Annotated in this window: 15 protein-coding genes; 7 read left to right on the forward strand and 8 right to left on the reverse strand. The window is 59.6% G+C overall.

What is annotated here, in order from left to right; all coding sequences use genetic code 11:
• Positions 1-38: 38 nt before the first annotated feature.
• The 4 genes from glf to ABD742_RS05965 are packed head-to-tail and all read left to right on the forward strand — an operon-like array spanning position 39 to position 4838.
• Entirely contained in the window at positions 39-1226 is a 1188-nt protein-coding gene (gene glf / locus ABD742_RS05950) for a UDP-galactopyranose mutase (RefSeq protein ID WP_234748122.1), read from the forward strand.
• A gap of 14 nt (positions 1227-1240) precedes the next feature.
• Positions 1241-3205: a glycosyltransferase gene (locus ABD742_RS05955; protein ID WP_234748630.1), complete on the forward strand. Its 1965-nt coding sequence runs from the start codon at positions 1241-1243 to the stop codon at positions 3203-3205.
• On the forward strand, positions 3206-4075 hold the full coding sequence (locus ABD742_RS05960; RefSeq protein ID WP_234748120.1) for an ABC transporter permease: 870 nt from the start codon (positions 3206-3208) through the stop codon (positions 4073-4075).
• 1 nt (position 4076) lies between these two features.
• Positions 4077-4838 (forward strand): ABC transporter ATP-binding protein, encoded by a 762-nt coding sequence (locus tag ABD742_RS05965; RefSeq protein WP_234748118.1) that lies wholly within the window; start codon positions 4077-4079, stop codon positions 4836-4838.
• A 75-nt stretch (positions 4839-4913) separates the two neighbouring features.
• Here ABD742_RS05965 and ABD742_RS05970 read toward each other — a convergent pair whose 3' ends face one another.
• From ABD742_RS05970 to ABD742_RS06005, 8 genes are all read right to left on the reverse strand, one after another.
• Positions 4914-6878 carry a DUF6541 family protein gene (locus ABD742_RS05970; protein WP_344787402.1) on the reverse strand — a complete coding sequence of 655 codons (1965 nt, stop codon included), beginning with the start codon at positions 6876-6878 and terminating at the stop codon, positions 4914-4916.
• Between the two features lie 9 nt (positions 6879-6887).
• Complete coding sequence (rfbA, locus tag ABD742_RS05975) at positions 6888-7751, reverse strand: glucose-1-phosphate thymidylyltransferase RfbA (RefSeq protein WP_234748114.1); 864 nt, start codon at positions 7749-7751, stop codon at positions 6888-6890.
• Positions 7752-7821: 70 nt separating this feature from the next.
• Positions 7822-8736, reverse strand: coding sequence for a glycosyltransferase (locus ABD742_RS05980; protein WP_234748112.1), 915 nt, complete (start codon positions 8734-8736; stop codon positions 7822-7824).
• A 10-nt stretch (positions 8737-8746) separates the two neighbouring features.
• Positions 8747-9634 carry a glycosyltransferase gene (locus ABD742_RS05985; RefSeq protein WP_234748110.1) on the reverse strand — a complete coding sequence of 296 codons (888 nt, stop codon included), beginning with the start codon at positions 9632-9634 and terminating at the stop codon, positions 8747-8749.
• Positions 9635-9642: 8 nt separating this feature from the next.
• Complete coding sequence (locus ABD742_RS05990) at positions 9643-10026, reverse strand: DUF2304 domain-containing protein (RefSeq protein WP_234748108.1); 384 nt, start codon at positions 10024-10026, stop codon at positions 9643-9645.
• Entirely contained in the window at positions 10026-10781 is a 756-nt protein-coding gene (locus tag ABD742_RS05995) for a glycosyltransferase family 2 protein (RefSeq protein WP_234748107.1), read from the reverse strand. The genes ABD742_RS05990 and ABD742_RS05995 overlap by 1 nt, the downstream gene beginning before the upstream one ends.
• A 14-nt stretch (positions 10782-10795) precedes the next feature.
• Complete coding sequence (locus ABD742_RS06000) at positions 10796-11728, reverse strand: glycosyltransferase (RefSeq protein WP_234748105.1); 933 nt, start codon at positions 11726-11728, stop codon at positions 10796-10798.
• A 10-nt stretch (positions 11729-11738) separates the two neighbouring features.
• On the reverse strand, positions 11739-12977 hold the full coding sequence (locus ABD742_RS06005; protein ID WP_234748103.1) for a polysaccharide biosynthesis protein: 1239 nt from the start codon (positions 12975-12977) through the stop codon (positions 11739-11741).
• A 96-nt stretch (positions 12978-13073) separates the two neighbouring features.
• On the opposite strand from ABD742_RS06005, the gene ABD742_RS06010 reads away from it, so the two are divergent.
• The 3 genes from ABD742_RS06010 to ABD742_RS06020 are packed head-to-tail and all read left to right on the forward strand — an operon-like array spanning position 13074 to position 16275.
• Complete coding sequence (locus ABD742_RS06010) at positions 13074-13829, forward strand: glycosyltransferase (protein WP_234748101.1); 756 nt, start codon at positions 13074-13076, stop codon at positions 13827-13829.
• A gap of 34 nt (positions 13830-13863) precedes the next feature.
• Positions 13864-14862, forward strand: a complete 999-nt coding sequence (gene rfbB / locus ABD742_RS06015) for a dTDP-glucose 4,6-dehydratase (protein ID WP_234748100.1) — start codon at positions 13864-13866, stop codon at positions 14860-14862.
• A 3-nt stretch (positions 14863-14865) separates the two neighbouring features.
• A complete protein-coding gene (locus ABD742_RS06020) occupies positions 14866-16275 on the forward strand; it encodes a sugar nucleotide-binding protein (RefSeq protein WP_234748099.1) in 1410 nt (469 codons plus the stop codon).
• Positions 16276-16296 lie beyond the last annotated feature (21 nt).

Consider the following 16296-nt stretch of genomic DNA (forward strand, 5'->3'; position numbering starts at 1 on the left):
ACACCATTGGGCTGCTCATATTCGAACCAGGAGATTTTGTGACCGCTGACCTCGTCATTGTCGGGTCAGGCTTTTTTGGCCTGACAATCGCAGAACAGGCAGCCACCGAGCTGGGCTTGAAGGTTGTTGTCATCGACCGCCGGCACCACGTCGGAGGCAACGCATACAGCGAAACGGAAGAGCAGACCGGCATCGAGGTGCACCGGTACGGCGCGCATCTGTTCCACACCTCGAATGAACGGGTATGGGAATACGTCAACCGGTTCACGACCTTCACCAACTACGTCCACAAGGTTTACGGCGTCCACAAGGGCGAGGTCTACTCCCTGCCCATCAACCTGGCAACCATCAACCAGTTCTTCAGGGCCAATCTGACGCCCGGCGAAGCGCGGGCACTCATTCAGGAGCAGGCCGGCGAACTTGCCGGAACCGATCCACAGAACCTGAACGACAAGGGCATCCAGCTGATCGGCCGTCCGCTTTACGAGGCCTTCATCAAGCACTACACCGGCAAGCAGTGGCAGACAGACCCCAAGGACCTGCCGGCCGGGATCATTTCCCGGCTTCCCGTCCGCTACAACTACGACAACCGTTATTTCAACGACAAGTATGAGGGCCTTCCGACCAATGGATACACCGCATGGGTCAAGAAGATGGCCGAGCATCCGAACATCGAAGTTCGCTTGAACACGGACTTCTTCGACGACTCGCATGAGTATTCGAAGGACAAGGTTGTCGGCAAGATTCCCGTCGTCTACACCGGCCCCGTAGACCGCTACTTCGACTTCGTCGCCGGAGATCTGTCCTGGCGCACCATCGATTTCGAAAAGGAAGTCCTGGACATGGGCGACTTCCAGGGAACGTCCGTTGTGAACTACAACGACGACGACGTCCAGTTCACCAGGATCATCGAGCCGCGGCATTTCCACCCCGAGCGTGAATACCAGACGGAGAAGACCGTTATCATGCGGGAGTTCTCTCGATTCGCGGAAAAGGGTGATGAGCCGTACTACCCGGTCAACACGGCCCTCGACAGGGAGAAGCTGCTCAAGTACCGGGATTTGGCAGCGGCGGAAGAGAATGTACTCTTCGGCGGGCGCCTTGGCACCTACAAGTACCTCGATATGCACATGGCCATCGGTTCGGCTCTGTCGATGTTTGATAACAGGATTCGTCCGCACTTCGAAAGCGGCACAGCAATTGAAAGCGGAGGAGTAGACGCGTGAGCAGCGAAATCAAGATGCAAGTATTGCAGCGGGTTATCCTGCCCGCTGATGACCAGCTGGACACAACTGCGTTGTACGTCGACGCCGGCCCGGCGAACGGTATCCGCCTGCGCGAGAACGACGAATTCGCAAGGAACCCCAAGTCGACCGAGGAGAAGCTTCACTTCGTCAGTTCGGGCAGCGAAGAGGTCCATTTTGAAGACGTCCTCTCCAGGAGTTCCGTGAGGCTCCGCGCCGGAGAGCAGCTTTCCTTCGGAACGTACTTCAACGCGTTTCCTGCGAGCTATTGGCGCCGCTGGACAGACCTTCAAATGGTCCGCCTCGTTGTACGTACAACGGGCCACGGCACCGTCACGGTCTATAAGTCGAACGCGCGGGGCACTCTCCAGCGTGTTGATGGTGCGAGGGTCCAGGGCACCGCTGTCACCGAATTCGAGCTCTCCCTTAAGCCCTTCGGCGACGGCGGGTGGTACTGGTTCGATCTTGCCTCCAGCCGGGAAGAACTGACGCTCGATTCAGCGGAATGGCAGGGCGCGGAGCGCGAGGGCAACCCCGGCAAGGTGACCCTGGAGATCACCACCATGAACAAGCCGGACTTCTGCCTGAACAACGCCAGGATTCTCTCGGAGCATCCCGAGGTGCTGGAGCATGTCCAGGAAATCCTCATCGTGGACCAAGGAACCCAAAAGGTTGCCGAGCAGCCAGGCTTTGCCGAGGTAAAGTCGGCCCTCGGTGACAAGCTGCGGATCATCGACCAAGCCAATCTCGGCGGCTCGGGTGGCTTCTCCCGCGGTATGTATGAGGCCGTGGAGAACGGCAGCGACTACGCGCTCCTGTTGGATGACGACGTCGTCATCGAACCGGAGAGTATTTCGCGCCTGCTGACCTTCTCGGATCATTGCCGGAAGCCGACTATCGTGGGCGGCCACATGTTCGACCTCTACAGCCGCAGCGTTCTTCACACCTTTGGTGAAGTGGTGGACCCCTATCGATTTGTGCCTGCAATGCCCCATGCGGACATGGAGATGAGGCATGACTTCAGCGTCGCGAACCTTCGGCAAACGCCGTGGCTGCACCGGCGCGTCGACGTCGACTACAACGGCTGGTGGCTGTGCATGATCCCGACGGAAATCATCCGTGAGATCGGGCTGTCGCTTCCTGTCTTTATCAAGTGGGACGACGCCGAATACGGACTTCGTGCCCGTGAAGCGGGCTTTGCCACGGTTTCCTTGCCCGGAGCGGCCGTCTGGCATGTCTCCTGGATCGACAAGGACGATCTGGTTGGCTGGCAGGCCTATTTCCATGGCAGGAACCGCCTGATCACGACGCTCATCTACAGCCCCTACAAGAAGGGGGGCCGCGTTATCCGGGAGTCGTTCCAAGCGGATGTAAAGCACTTGGTTTCCATGCAGTACTTCACCGAACATTCGCGGCTCGATGCTTTGAAGGATCTCTTCCTCGGGCCCGGGCATTTGCATGGCAATCTCGCCACGAAGCTCGGCGAGATCAATGCGTTGAAGTCCGACTATCCCGATGCGGAGATGCGCGAGAACGTCGATGATTTCCCGGCCCCGGCATTGGGCCGCGGACCCTCCGGCCTCAACCCCATTGGACTTCCCAACAAGAAGGACCTCGTTAAATGGGGTGTCACCACGGTTGCGCGCCAGTTGGTGAAGAAACCGGCAGCGGAATCAGCAGAGCGACCCCAAGGCTTCCTGGCTCACCGGGACAACAGATGGTTCCGCTTGGCGCACTATGACAGCGTCGTGGTCTCGAACGCCGATGGCACCGCGGCTTCCTGGTACAAACGCGACCCCGAGAAGCTCAAGTCCATGCTGGCGGAAGCAGGAAAGCTTCACGCCAATCTCTACCGCCAATGGGAGGAACTCTCGGAGCAGTACCGCAAGGCTCTGCCGGAGATCACCTCCATGGAAGCTTGGAAAAAGACGTTTGGCTTGGCCGACGAGGAAGGCCACTAGATGACACAGCCCGTGACCGACTTGGTCCAACCGGGCCGCGGCCGCGGCATCGTCGACGTCTACAAACACAAGTTCCTGCTGCAGTTACTGGTACGCAAGGAGATCAAGATCCGCTATCGCGGCTCCGTCTTGGGACTCCTCTGGTCCTATGTGAAGCCGCTGATGCAGTTCTTGATCTACTTCGTGGCTCTCGGAGTCTTCCTCGACATGCAGCGCGGAACCCCCAACTACGCGATTTATCTCTTCGCGGGAATCGTGCTGGTCAATTTCTTCACGGAGTCGCTGGGCAATGCGACGCGCTCCATAGTGGACAACCGGGACCTTATCCGTAAGATCTACTTGCCCCGGGAGCTGTTCCCCGTCTCTACCGTGTGGGTTTCCGCAGCCCATTTGCTTCCCCAGGTAGTGGTCCTGCTCGGAGCCTGCCTGTTGACCGGATGGAGTCCCTCGATCTGGCAACTGCTGGCCGTCGTCGGAGCGTTTGTGCTGACAGCGATTCTTTCCACCGGCCTCGGCCTGCTTTTCGGTGCGGCCAACGTCTACTTCCGCGACTCCGAGAACATCGTGGACATGATCCTCATGATCGTCACGTGGGCCTCACCGGTACTTTACGTGTGGCCGATGGTGCAACGCGTCATGGGTCCCTGGTTCTTCTTGTACCAGCTGAATCCGGTGACAGTCGCCGTCGAAATCTTCCACTGGGCATTTTGGTCCCCGACACTGAGCGCTGCGCAATCCGGATCGATTTCCATGCCGCCGGACCTGATCACCGTCTGGTTCCCCTCCGCCTTTGGCGTCGCTGTACTCGTCCTCGTGATTGGCCAGCTCGTCTTCATGAAGTTGTCTGTCCACTTTGCCCAGGAGCTCTGAAATGACTGTACCTGCGGGAGTGTCCGACAGGGTGGCCATCACCTGCCGGAATTTGCGGAAGAAGTTTGTGCTCCGGCACACCCGCAGTATGAAGGAAGCAATTGTCTGGTTGCTGACCGGGCGCAAAGGGGACCTTTCCAAGAAGTTCGATGCGCTGAAGGACGTTTCGCTGGATGTCGAGCAAGGCGAAACCGTGGCGCTGCTCGGGCTTAACGGCTCAGGCAAGTCAACCCTCTTGAAGCTCATCTCAGGCGTGCTCCAGCCGGACGAGGGTACCGTGCATACACGGGGACGAGTGGCCGGCCTGATCGAAGTCGGCGCCGGTTTCCACCACGACCTCAGCGGGCGCGACAACGTGTACCTCAATGGGGCCATCCTTGGGATGAGCCAAAACCAGATCGATGAAATGTTCGACTCGATTGTGGAGTTCTCCGAAATCGGAGAATTCATCGACACCGAGGTCAAGTTCTATTCCTCGGGCATGTACCTGAAGTTGGCTTTCTCGATCGCGGTCCACACGGACCCTGAGGTCTTCCTCATCGACGAGATTTTGGCTGTGGGCGACGAACCGTTCCAACGCAAATGCATCACCAAGATCAACGAATTGGCCGCGGCCGGCAAGACACTGTTCGTCGTGAGCCACGACTTGGATCTTGTCGCGTCTGTGTGCAAGCGTGGTGTCCTCTTGGAACACGGCAAGATCATCATGGACGGCGAAGTTCATGACGTCGTTCGGGAACTCCGGCGGAGGTCTGCAGACTAGCCACGGGGGGAGGTCGGCCGACTGGCTACGGCCCGGCCTGGACCAGCTGCGGACATCCGCCGACAGTGCGCCTTATCAGCCGGCTCCGCAGGCCGTTATTTTGTAGACCTTTGCATTTCCCTGGCTGTCTACGAGTTGAACTCCCGGGTTTTGGTCCAGGTGAGTGAGGCCAGCCGGAGTGTGGTTTCCTCCATGGACTTCCAGCAATCCGAAGTCAAGGACGTAATAGGAATGCTGGCTCCTAACAGCCCTGCACACGGCGGGATCCTTTGAGACAGTGTCCAGGTGGTCGTATATCTCTTGGAGATCAGGGGAAACATAGCTGAGGATATGGAGCTGCGCGGACTTGCGATCACCGAGGGCATATGAAAGAGCCGCTCCGGTGTAGGGGTTCCCGATCAAGATCGCATCTTGGGGGACGTCGTTGTGCAATCTTTGGAAGATTGCCAGCTCGTCGCTCGAGACCAAAGGGGAGTCCGCTGACAAGGTGTATTTTGATGCGGCTTGCTCAACTTCCTTGTTCACTCCGCCCACTTGCCCGACGAGGACGGCTAGGACGACGAGAACGGCAGCCACGGCGCATTGAAGTGCATTCCGCAGACCGGACCGGTGGATCCCAAGGCCGCTTCCACGGAAAACCCGCTTGAACAGTTGCGATAGGTACGGATTATTGCAGATCCACTCCACGCCCACGGCAGAAAGCAAGACGGCGACAAGGGGCAACAGAGCTGCAATACGGTAGCTGTCGTTGTACCAGACACCTGTCAAAACACTCCGTACCCTGGAAATGGGGAAACCGGAAACAACCACAAACAGCACCGTGAAAATCAGGAAGACTCCTGCGAGCCACTTGTACCGAATCCTCCCCACTGCAGTCCAAAGGCCCAGCAGCGCCACCGGTGCCACTAGCCAAGCGGCAGGCAAGTCCAACGGAGAGAAAACAATGGCTTCGCCGAGGGCCTGCGGGACCGTATGGTACGGGCCCCAGAATGAAGCGTCCGAAGGTGGCCTGAGGACGACCCAAAGAATAAGGAAAACCAGGCAATAGCTGACCAGGGGGACCATCAACCTGGCCCTCCCGACACGGAGCAAACCCCGTCTCCGGAGCTTGAAGGCCTTCCACGCAAGGACACCGACCATCGGGGCCGTCCATGTCAGCCAGGCCATGAAGGTGGTTGGATGCGCCACAACGAGCCCTGCAAGGCTCAACAAGAGTGCCAGGATCGCCGATAGGTCCCGCGGAACCCAGGCCGGGGAAACCCTGGAAATTGCCGCGGCAAGGGCGATCGAACCCGGCAGGATGCTGATCGACAGCAGATTGGGGTACAGGACGCCGAAGTCCATCATCAGGAGCGGGAATGCGCCAAGCGAGGCGGATGCTACGCCGGCTGCCAGGGCAACCGCGGACGAACGGCCAATGGTCCATCTGGCCGCCAAGAGGCAGCCCAGAGGCCAAAACACTGCCGCGAGGACTATGCTCGTGAGGTTCACGGCGACCGGTACGTCCAGCGCGAAGGTGGAGGCGACCAACGTCGCCACCGCGTTCCAGCCCGCGGGATAGAAGCCGCCGCCGGTCATGTCGCCGATCGTCAGGGACGAGGCATTCCCGGTATCAAGGGCGTACTTGACGGAGTTGAGATGAAAAACGGCGTCGTAGGTTTGCGAAAAATGCTCGGGCCCGCCGATGGCTTGCATGACCCTGGCGCCGATCACCACTAGTGCGAGAACACCGGCCACAAATGGTGCTGACCGCCGCCAAAGTCCCGGACTCGGCGTTTCCCCACGGCGGGGACGGGATCGGGAAACGAACCATGCCACCGCGCCGAGCGCGACGGCCACAATAGCGACCGGAAGCAGGGTGAACCGCACATGCAAAAAGGGGCTCAGCGTCGAAGCTATGACAATCACCCCTACCGACAGGGCAGGGGACAGCCCTAGCGCGTCAAATCCTCGATAGCGCAATCCCAGTGCCACAAGCAGTCCGGGTGAAATCAGCACTAAGGCAGCGCCGACTAACTGCGGAAGGACAGACCACCACACGGGCGGCGACTAGTCTTCCAGCAGGCCGTGGAGGTACGCTCCGTAACCACTCTTGATCAGCGGCTCGGCACGTGCGCGCAGCTCGTCGTCCGAAAGAAAACCTTGGCGCCAGGCGATTTCCTCGGGAGCCCCGATCTTCAGGCCTTGGCGGTTCTCTACCGTGCGAATGAAATTCGACGCGTCGTTGAGGTCGTTGAAGGTACCGGTGTCGAGCCATGCCGTGCCCCGCGGAAGGATCTCGACATGGAGCTTTTCGTTCTGAAGATATGTCCTGTTGATGTCCGTGATTTCGAGCTCGCCACGGGGTGAAGGCTTGAGGTTCTTCGCGATCTCCACGACATCGTTGTCATAGAAATACAGGCCGGGAACGGCATAGTGAGATTTGGGGTGCTCCGGCTTTTCCTCCAAGGAAATGGCTTTGCCATCTTCGTTGAATTCGACCACGCCGTAGGCTTTGGGATCTTTCACCCAGTAACCAAAGACGGCACCGCCGTCGATGTTTGCATGTTTCCGAAGCTGCGTTCCCATGCCCTGTCCGTAGAAGATATTGTCTCCCAGGACGAGGGCAACAGTTTCATTTCCGATATGTTCCTCACCCAGGATAAATGCTTGGGCGAGTCCATCGGGCGACGGCTGCTGGACATAGGAAATGTTCACGCCGAATTGGGAACCGTCGCCAAGCAGCCGTTGGAACTGTTCGGCGTCGTGGGGAGTGGTGATGACGAGAATGTCGCGAATGCCCGCCAAAATGAGCGTGGAGAGGGGGTAGTAGATCATCGGCTTGTCATAAACCGGGACCAGCTGCTTGCTGATGCCGTGAGTAATCGGATGGAGACGAGATCCGGTGCCACCGGCAAGAATGATTCCACGCATGGTCCCCATCATCCCTTACCTTCGAGTCCGCGGCAAAACCAGCGACTGGCCAATGGCCCCCGCTCAGCTCCTAGCCGCGGTGCGCTCTTCCGCTCCGGCCACGGATGCCGTCGATGGTTCCCCTCAATGCGGACCGGAGCCGGGCAGCGCGGCCGGGTGCCAATACTGTCACGAAAAGGAGGTGCCTCATGTCGAGCAACAAGCTGCCGGCAACCCATCCTGGATGTACCTTCGCGTATCGCCGGCCAACGAGAATCCGGTTTCGGAAGATGTAGTAATAGCGCCAGGAAGCAGCAATGCGGACTTTCAATGGACGATCCTGAAGCTTGATGTCCCTGCCCAGAATATTCGCATCTACCAAGGTTCCCAGCGAATGGTCGAATTCTGCGTCCGCAAGTACGGTCGGAAGTCCGGCATCAAGGGCGCGGAAGTAATATTCCGTGTCCACGAGGTCGATGAACAGGCCATCCCAGAAGTTGCCGATCGCGTCCAAGGTGGAAACCGGAATCAGCAGCCCGGATTGAATCGGTTCCCGTCCCAGCTGGATTCCGGATTTGGAACCGGCCTTCTTCACTGGATTGCCGTGGATGCGGGCCGGGGAAACGAGGCCCGGGGTTATACCTGCGGCCTCTGCGGACTTGGCAGCCTCCAGTAACCGGTGGACGTATTCGGCGGTCAGGAGTGAATCCTGGTCGACGGTGATGATGTAGTCAACCGGCGTGGTACGCGCCAAATCTATCCCCGCGTTCAGCGCGGATGCGATTCCGGAGTTTTCTTCGAGCCGCAGCACCATGGCGCCGGCCTTCGCCGCGTCCTCGAAGATCTGATCGAAACCGGGCCCGCCGCCGTCGTCGACTACGACTACGGTGGTCAGTTGCCGTAGCAAAGAGGTGACGTTGCGGACCAGGTGCGACGTCGGACGATAGGCGGTGACGACCGCGGCTACGTGGTTTAGCCGCTTCGACGGTTCAATCTCGGGTGGCACGTCGAATTTCCTAGTTTCCAAGAGTATGCCTAAGGAGGGACCCGACAGCTGCGGGGCTGCCATGCAACGCCGCGTTGGGCAGGAGCAGGAAAGCATGGGCCCGGGACGTCAGACGCAATGCCGCTGCCCTTGATGCATTTCGCCACCCCTTCTTCCTGCAGAGCTCGGCCGCAAGTTCGAAATAGCCGCGTTCCCCGGCAAAACGGGAGCCGTCCAGCAATTTGCTCGAAGAGGCACTGGCCGTGTGCCTGCGGTATGCGAAACATACCTCCGGCTCGATGAGCAGCTCAGCTCCTGCCAGGACCATGTCGATGATCAACCCAAGATCCTGGATGACGTGGAGGCCATCGCGAAAATCGAAGTTCTCGATCTTGTCCCGACGGAAAATCAGGGACGGCCAGTAGAGCCAGTCACCATGGAGCAGGCTGACTGCCAGTTTCTCGCCGCTGACCGCCCTGGGCCCGGATCCGCGAGGCTTGACCAGGTGTTGCTTGACAAGGTCCGCAATGGGCCGTGCGCTCTCCCCGGCCTCATTGATCACTTCCACGCCCGGCTGGATGATCCAGGCTTCTGGAAAATCCCGGTGCGCGCGAAGTGCGACATCAACGAAGTTCGGCAGGAGAATGTCGTCGCAACCCATGACCACAAGCGTGTCCTGCGTTGCGCGGGAGACACATGTGCGGAAGTTCGCCGTAATTCCTTCGTTGATTTCCTTGCGGACATAGGTAATGCGGGGATCGTTGATTTCTTCCAAGTATCGGCGGACCTCATCGCCTGGATAGGCGTCGTCCACTACGGTCAGGAGCCAATCGTCCGAATTCTGTGCCAGTACGCTGTCGACTGCCTGCCGCATGTAGTCAGGATCCCCCCAATAGGGGATGAAGATATCAAGGGCCATTCGGTTCCTTACTTTGGGCCGGAAGGAGTGGATGCGTCGTCTTCCGGGGTCTCGGCAGCTTGGAGGCGCTCAAGGAGGGTGCGCATGATCGCAACTTCCTCAGCCAGTGTCCTGGTCTCATCCTCAACGACCGAGATTTCCCAGGAAAGGTGCAAACAGACTCCCAGTAGCAACAGGATGCTGATGATGAAAAGCAAGTTCGACGGAAGCTGCACGCCAACGAGTTCGGCAACGATTGTCAGCAAGCTCGGGAACGCGGCAAGGACCAAGGTTCCAATGCCTACCACGAGCCAAAGTGCCGCGTACTTCTCACGGAGCTTTTTGCGCCGCAGCATTTCGAATACGATCCCCACGATCGCCAAAGCGAGGAGGAAGGCCGCCAGATTTCCCATTAGGATGCCTCCTGGGCCCATGTTGTTGATGCGGATGGAATATCGGATCTCTTACGGGTAAGCGCGAAAAGGAGCGCGAAAGTGGAACGGCCGAGATAGATCGCTGCCTTGGCAGGATTGTGGCTCGGAGTTCCGCCCTGGCGCGGGCGCATCGCCACGGGGATCTGGGTTACTTTGCAACCGGAACGTATCGCCACGACAAGGGAGTCAATGGTGTCACCGAGGTACTCCGCGGGATAGTGGTCAAGATACTGGCTGATGGCGCGGTCATTGGCAGCACGAAATCCTGACGTCACATCCGTGAGACGCGTCTTTGCGAGGCCGGAGATGACTTTCGCGAGGAACTGCATTGCCCATTTCCGGGGGCCGCTCACCTTGTATTCGCCTTTGTCCGCGAATCGGGCGCCGATTGAGATGTCGGCGTGCTCCAGCCCGGCGAGCACCTCGCCGATGTTCCGTGGATCATGCTGCCCATCGGCGTCGACCTGGATCACACGGCCGTAGCCGAGGCGCTTCGCGTATTTGAAGCCGGCGCGCATAGCGCCACCGACGCCCAGGTTGAAGGGCAGGTTCAAAACTGTTGCTCCGGCTTCGGCTGCAACTTCCGCCGTGGCGTCGGTGGAGCCATCGTTGACGACCAGCACGTCGTAGGGGCATCCGACACCGAGGACTTCGCGGACGGTGTCGCCTACCGACTCGGCTTCATTCCACGCCGGCATGATGACCAGGATCCGCGTTGAGTCATGATTTTCCATCGTTCTCCTATAAGTCATCGTGGCTGGATGCGGTTGAGGAGGTCCTGGCTGATGCGACCCTGCCGTCCGCGGCATGAATCGATGAGCCCCTCCCAAGCGGCGATAGCCAGGTACCGTCGACCGGGGCTGAAGGCGAAGCGGAGAAGCTGTGCTTTCGCGTCTTCCAGCAGGCGCCGAATCACCCAAACCGGGTTCCGGCGCCAGTACCTGCGGGCGAGAGTAGTGCCGTTTCGCATGATGTAGTACATCCGGAAAGGCGAGTAGTAGTTGAAAGACAAATCGTTGCCGCGGAGCCGTAATGGCCGCCCAAGCACCTTCGCAGGGAGGCGCGCCCCGAGCCTGTGCCCGACTTCGCAGCCTGCCCCGATGAGGATGCTGTAGCCGGCTGCCCGGACTCGCGCGGTGAACTCGGAATCCACGCAATCGATGAAGAAGCCCGACTCGAAGTTGCCGACGTCGGCCAAGGTGGTCATCGGGATGAAGAAACCCGATTGCATGGGATCGAATGCTTCTGAAAATCCGCGGGACATTCCGAGGACCGGTACCTGATGCCCGCTGAACGTCTCAGCGCTCACGAAGCCCACTTTCTGTCCTTCGGCCGTGGCGCTGTCATAAGTGGCCAGCGCATGTGAGACGTAATCCGGGACCGGCAGTGAGTCTTGGTCGAAAGTCAGCACGAAATCCGGGCGGCTGGTCGATTCCAGCTCTTCGAGTCCGCGGTTCAGGGCGGCCGCGATCCCGGAGTTGTTGTCCAGGCGCAGGATCTTCGTTCCGTTCCCGGCAAGGCGGTCGAAGATCAGCCCCGACGCCGGAGACGTACTGCAGTCATCGACAACAATGAGCTCGTCAACTTGCGTTGCGATGGCTTCAGCGTTGGTGAGCAGCTCGTCGTCGGGGTTGAAAGCGGCGATCACCGCTGCGGTTCGTCTTTGTGGACTTTCAATCACGGAGATGATCCTACCCGTCCACACTTACGGGGAGCGCCTTGGCAGGCAGCAGCCTTGACGCGGGGAGGAGAAGGCCGATGAAGAGCAACGCTTCGCTGATGGCCATTCCTAGTGCCACACCCGGAACATTTGAGCTTAAGCCGGCCACCACCATGAACGCGACTCCTGCAGCTGCCGAGAGTCCCGTCCATAGAAGGACAGTTCGTTGGCGTCCGGCCGGAATGAGGAGGTTCCTGATGAGGGGCGTTGAAGCCGAGAGGAAGAAAAAGGAAATCCCATAGAAGACGGACGTCGCGGTGTCGGCTTTGTTCGCCTCGCTGAACAAGATGGCAGAAGCCCATGGACCCAGCAGGCCCAGGCCAAGCGCGCCGGCGGCTCCGAGCGCAAGGTGCGTCATCAGCGCAAGTGTGTGGCGCCGTCGGGAGTCCTCCGGGTTTCCTTCAAGCGTCCAGCTTTGAAAAGTGTTGCCGACGGCCACCACACTGAAAAGGCCAAAGCGGTAGATGCTGTCCGCGGAGGCAAATCCGGCCGTGGCCGTGGCCAATGGCACTGTCGCCGTGGCTATTGGGACCGGGGATGAGGCGTAGGCGCTTCCGGCAAAATTGATTGCCGCGGTTCCTGTTTCGGGAACGATCTCGCGGACGGCATTCCCCGGGTGCCTGGGGAACCATGTCCCGCCTTCTCCGAATCGAAGCTGGAATGCTATCGAGGCCACAACGGTGGCAAGGAGTGCGAGGACGCCGTAGATCCAAATCTGGCCGGTCGCAATAATGAATGGCACGCTGAGCAGTGCCGCGCAAAAACGGGGAAGAGTGTCATAGACGGCCAAAATCCGCGGTTGTCCTGTGCCGATACCGAACCAGGCCGGGGAAAAGCCGGTGAGGGCAGTGGCCCACGCCATGGTGATCGCGTCAAGGCGGTAACCGTCGTGCGCTACGAGGGCCACGATGATGCTCATGAGCGGAAAGACAACAAGCGCAATGATGATGCGCGTTCGGATGCTTCTTGAATAAAGCGACGCGCGGGCCTGTGGTGAGGGGCTCCGGGCAATCGCCACCGGGCCTGAGATATTCCAACTCCACAGAATGATCGTGGCGCCAAAAACTCCGATGGCCTGGCCGGATGTGATGCTTGACCAACCAGCCGGCCCTGCGACACGGGCAATGACAGGCAGCAGGAGGAAAGGCAGTACCAGTGCGAGAAGCGGAAGCAGCGTGAATCCAGCGAGTCGAAGCAACACGGGTTTCATTACTGGTAGGTCCTATTGCTCGACGGCGTGACCTTACGATGATACGCGATGATGCCTGCCCGCTAACGCTCCGGTACCTCGCCTAGAGTGGAGGTCATGAACGATTCGACGACGCCGGACGGACAGGCGATCCGGGTGAGTGTCTGCCTTGCGGCCTACAAGGGATCCCGCTTCATTGAGGAACAGATTGACTCGATTCTTCGGGATCTTGGTCCCGACGATGAACTGGTGGTCGTGGACGACGCGTCGCCCGATGACACCGCCGAGATCGTCAGGGGCATTCGGGACCCACGGATCCGCTTTGTGGGCGCATCAGTCAACAAGGGCTATGTCAGGACGTTTGAACACGCCGTGGGAATGAGCCGGGGCGAATTCATCATGCTTTCCGATCAGGATGACGTATGGATTCCCGGGCGAGTGGAAATCATGCTGGATGCGCTGGCCGACCACAAGATCGTCGCCGGAAACTTTGACGTTCTCGGCGGTGGACCGAGACCTTGGATTCCAAGGCTCCGTTCTTCCGACTCGGGGAGGCACCTGGCCAATCTGTTCGCGATCCTGATCGGGTACCGCGCCTACTACGGATGCGCCATGGGCATTCGCCGGGATGCGCTCAATTACTTCGTGCCGATTCCGTCTTATGTCAACGAATCGCATGACCTTTGGCTGGCCATTTGCGGAAATGTCGCACGGTCCATCCGCCATCTTGACGAATCGACTGTGCTCCGACGTCTGCACGACGACAACCAGACACCCGCCGGGTGGCGTTCGCTCGTGAAAATCATCAAAGCACGGTTGATGATCGCCCGCCTGATGTTCGAAGCGGTGCGCCGGGTGCGTCCGGGGTCTTGACGGCCCTGACGTTGGGGTTCGGTAGGCTGTTCTCATGCAGAAACTTCTGGTTACCGGCGGTGCCGGCTTCATCGGTTCGAATTTTGTCCACTACGTCCTGGAGCACACTGAGGACAGTGTCACCGTTCTCGACAAACTAACGTACGCCGGCAACTTGGACTCCTTGAAGGGGCTGCCGGAGGAACGGTTCCAGTTCGTCCAGGGCGACATTTCGGACGCGGAGCTTGTGGATCGGCTGGTTGAAGACTGCGACGTCGTGGTCCACTATGCCGCCGAATCCCACAATGACAACTCGCTGCATGACCCGCGCCCGTTCCTGGATACAAACATCATCGGGACGTACACGCTCATCGAGGCTGCCCGGAAGCACGGCAAGCGGTTCCACCACATCTCCACGGATGAGGTGTACGGCGACCTGGAGTTGGACGACCCCGAGCGGTTCACGGAGGCGACGCCGTATAACCCGTCCAGCCCCTACTCTTCGACCAAAGCCGGATCCGACCTGTTGGTGCGTGCCTGGGTGCGATCGTTCGGGCTGCAGGCGACGATCAGCAACTGCTCCAACAACTACGGGCCGTACCAGCATGTGGAGAAGTTCATTCCACGCCAGATCACCAACGTGATCGACGGCATACGCCCCAAGCTCTACGGCAAGGGTGAAAACGTCCGCGACTGGATCCACGCGAACGACCACTCCTCCGCCGTGCTTGCCATCATCGAAAAGGGCCGGATCGGCGAAACCTACCTGATTGGTGCCGATGGCGAGAAGAACAACAAAGACGTTGTTGAGCTCATCCTCAAGCACATGGGTCAGTCGCACGATGCTTACGACCACGTCGTTGACCGGCCGGGCCACGACCTCCGGTACGCGATCGATTCCAGCAAGCTCCGCGATGAGCTCGGTTGGCAGCCGAAATACTCCAATTTCGACGCCGGAATCGAAGCCACCATCGATTGGTACCGGGACAACGAGTCCTGGTGGCGTCCGCAGAAGGCAGCCACTGAAGCCAAATACAAGGAACAGGGCCAGTAGACCATGACGATCGAGTTTTCGAAGCCGCTGGCGGCCCGCGAAACGCCGATTCCCGGCGTCGTTCTTTATGAGCTGCCGGTTCACGGCGACAACCGCGGCTGGTTCAAGGAGAACTGGCAGCGGGAGAAAATGGTCGCCCTTGGACTGCCGGACTTCCGTCCTGTCCAGAACAACATCTCGTTCAACGAGAAGGCCGGCACAACGCGCGGCATTCACGCAGAGCCTTGGGACAAGTTCATTTCGGTAGCGACGGGCCGGATTTTCGGGGCCTGGGTCGACCTGCGTGAGGGTCCTTCTTTCGGGGCGGTCTTCACCGCGGAGCTTGATCCGAGCCAGGCCATCTTCATTCCGCGTGGAGTGGGCAATGCTTTCCAGACCCTCGAGGACAATACGGCCTACACGTACCTTGTCAACGATCACTGGTCGGCGGACGCACAGAGCCAGTACACCTTCCTGAACCTGGCCGACGAGACGGCCGCCATCGACTGGCCCGTGCCGTTGGACCAGGCTGAGCTGTCCGACAAGGACAAAGCACACCCGCGCCTCGCCGAGGTCGAGCCGATGCCGTCCCGCAAGACCCTTGTGGTGGGTGCCGACGGCCAGCTCGGCAAGGCATTGCGTGGACTGTACGACGGCGACCCTTCGATTGAGTTCGCGGCAAGAGCCGACTTTGACTTGTCAAAGGAAAAGTCGTTCGACGGACGGAACTGGAAGAACTATTCCACGATCATTAATGCGGCCGCCTACACCGCGGTTGACGCAGCCGAGAGCCCCGAAGGCAGGGAAGCCGCCTGGCAGGTAAATGTCTCAGCCGTTGCACGCCTCGCCAGGACCGCGATCGAACACGACCTGACGCTCGTTCACGTCTCGTCCGACTATGTCTTCGACGGGTCACGGGAATCGCACGACGAAAACGAGCCGTTCACCCCGCTTGGTGTATACGGTCAAACCAAAGCCGCGGGTGACGCCGTCGTCAGCGTGGTCCCGCGCCACTATATCGTGCGCACCAGTTGGGTGATTGGCGAAGGCAGCAACTTCGTCCGGACCATGGCTTCGCTCGCCGATCGCGGAATCAAGCCGAGCGTCGTCAATGACCAGATCGGGCGGCTCAGCTTCACGCAAGACATTGCTGCCGGGATCAGGCACCTGTTGGAGTCTCACGCGCCGTACGGCGCGTACAACCTCAGCAACGACGGTGAACCGCAGTCGTGGGCGGACATTGCAGGAGACGTCTACGAGCTCCGCGGTGCCTCGGGAGACGATGTCACCGGCGTGAGCACCGAGGAGTATTTTGCAGGCAAGGCCGCAGCCCCGCGGCCCCTGAAGAGCATCCTCGACTTGAGCAAGATCAAGGGCGCAGGGTTTGTTCCAGCGAGCAGTGGCGAGAGGCTGACGGCCTACCTTCGGGGCTAGCACTCGGAAGCGCAGCTCGTC

Origin of the sequence: Arthrobacter ramosus (genome assembly GCF_039535095.1) — a bacterium.
GTDB classification, from domain to species: domain Bacteria; phylum Actinomycetota; class Actinomycetes; order Actinomycetales; family Micrococcaceae; genus Arthrobacter; species Arthrobacter ramosus.

What these genes read in the sequence shown, in the direction of transcription:
- ABD742_RS06010 (WP_234748101.1), top strand. Translation starts at nt 13,074, where the DNA reads ATGAACGATTCGACGACGCCGGACGGACAGGCGATCCGGGTGAGTGTC.
- ABD742_RS05965 (WP_234748118.1), top strand. Translation starts at nt 4,077, where the DNA reads ATGACTGTACCTGCGGGAGTGTCCGACAGGGTGGCCATCACCTGCCGG.
- rfbA (WP_234748114.1), bottom strand. Translation starts at nt 7,751, where the DNA reads ATGCGTGGAATCATTCTTGCCGGTGGCACCGGATCTCGTCTCCATCCG.
- rfbB (WP_234748100.1), top strand. Translation starts at nt 13,864, where the DNA reads ATGCAGAAACTTCTGGTTACCGGCGGTGCCGGCTTCATCGGTTCGAAT.
- ABD742_RS05995 (WP_234748107.1), bottom strand. Translation starts at nt 10,781, where the DNA reads ATGGAAAATCATGACTCAACGCGGATCCTGGTCATCATGCCGGCGTGG.
- ABD742_RS06020 (WP_234748099.1), top strand. Translation starts at nt 14,866, where the DNA reads ATGACGATCGAGTTTTCGAAGCCGCTGGCGGCCCGCGAAACGCCGATT.
- ABD742_RS05990 (WP_234748108.1), bottom strand. Translation starts at nt 10,026, where the DNA reads ATGGGAAATCTGGCGGCCTTCCTCCTCGCTTTGGCGATCGTGGGGATC.
- ABD742_RS05960 (WP_234748120.1), top strand. Translation starts at nt 3,206, where the DNA reads ATGACACAGCCCGTGACCGACTTGGTCCAACCGGGCCGCGGCCGCGGC.
- ABD742_RS05985 (WP_234748110.1), bottom strand. Translation starts at nt 9,634, where the DNA reads ATGGCCCTTGATATCTTCATCCCCTATTGGGGGGATCCTGACTACATG.
- ABD742_RS06005 (WP_234748103.1), bottom strand. Translation starts at nt 12,977, where the DNA reads ATGAAACCCGTGTTGCTTCGACTCGCTGGATTCACGCTGCTTCCGCTT.
- ABD742_RS05955 (WP_234748630.1), top strand. Translation starts at nt 1,241, where the DNA reads ATGCAAGTATTGCAGCGGGTTATCCTGCCCGCTGATGACCAGCTGGAC.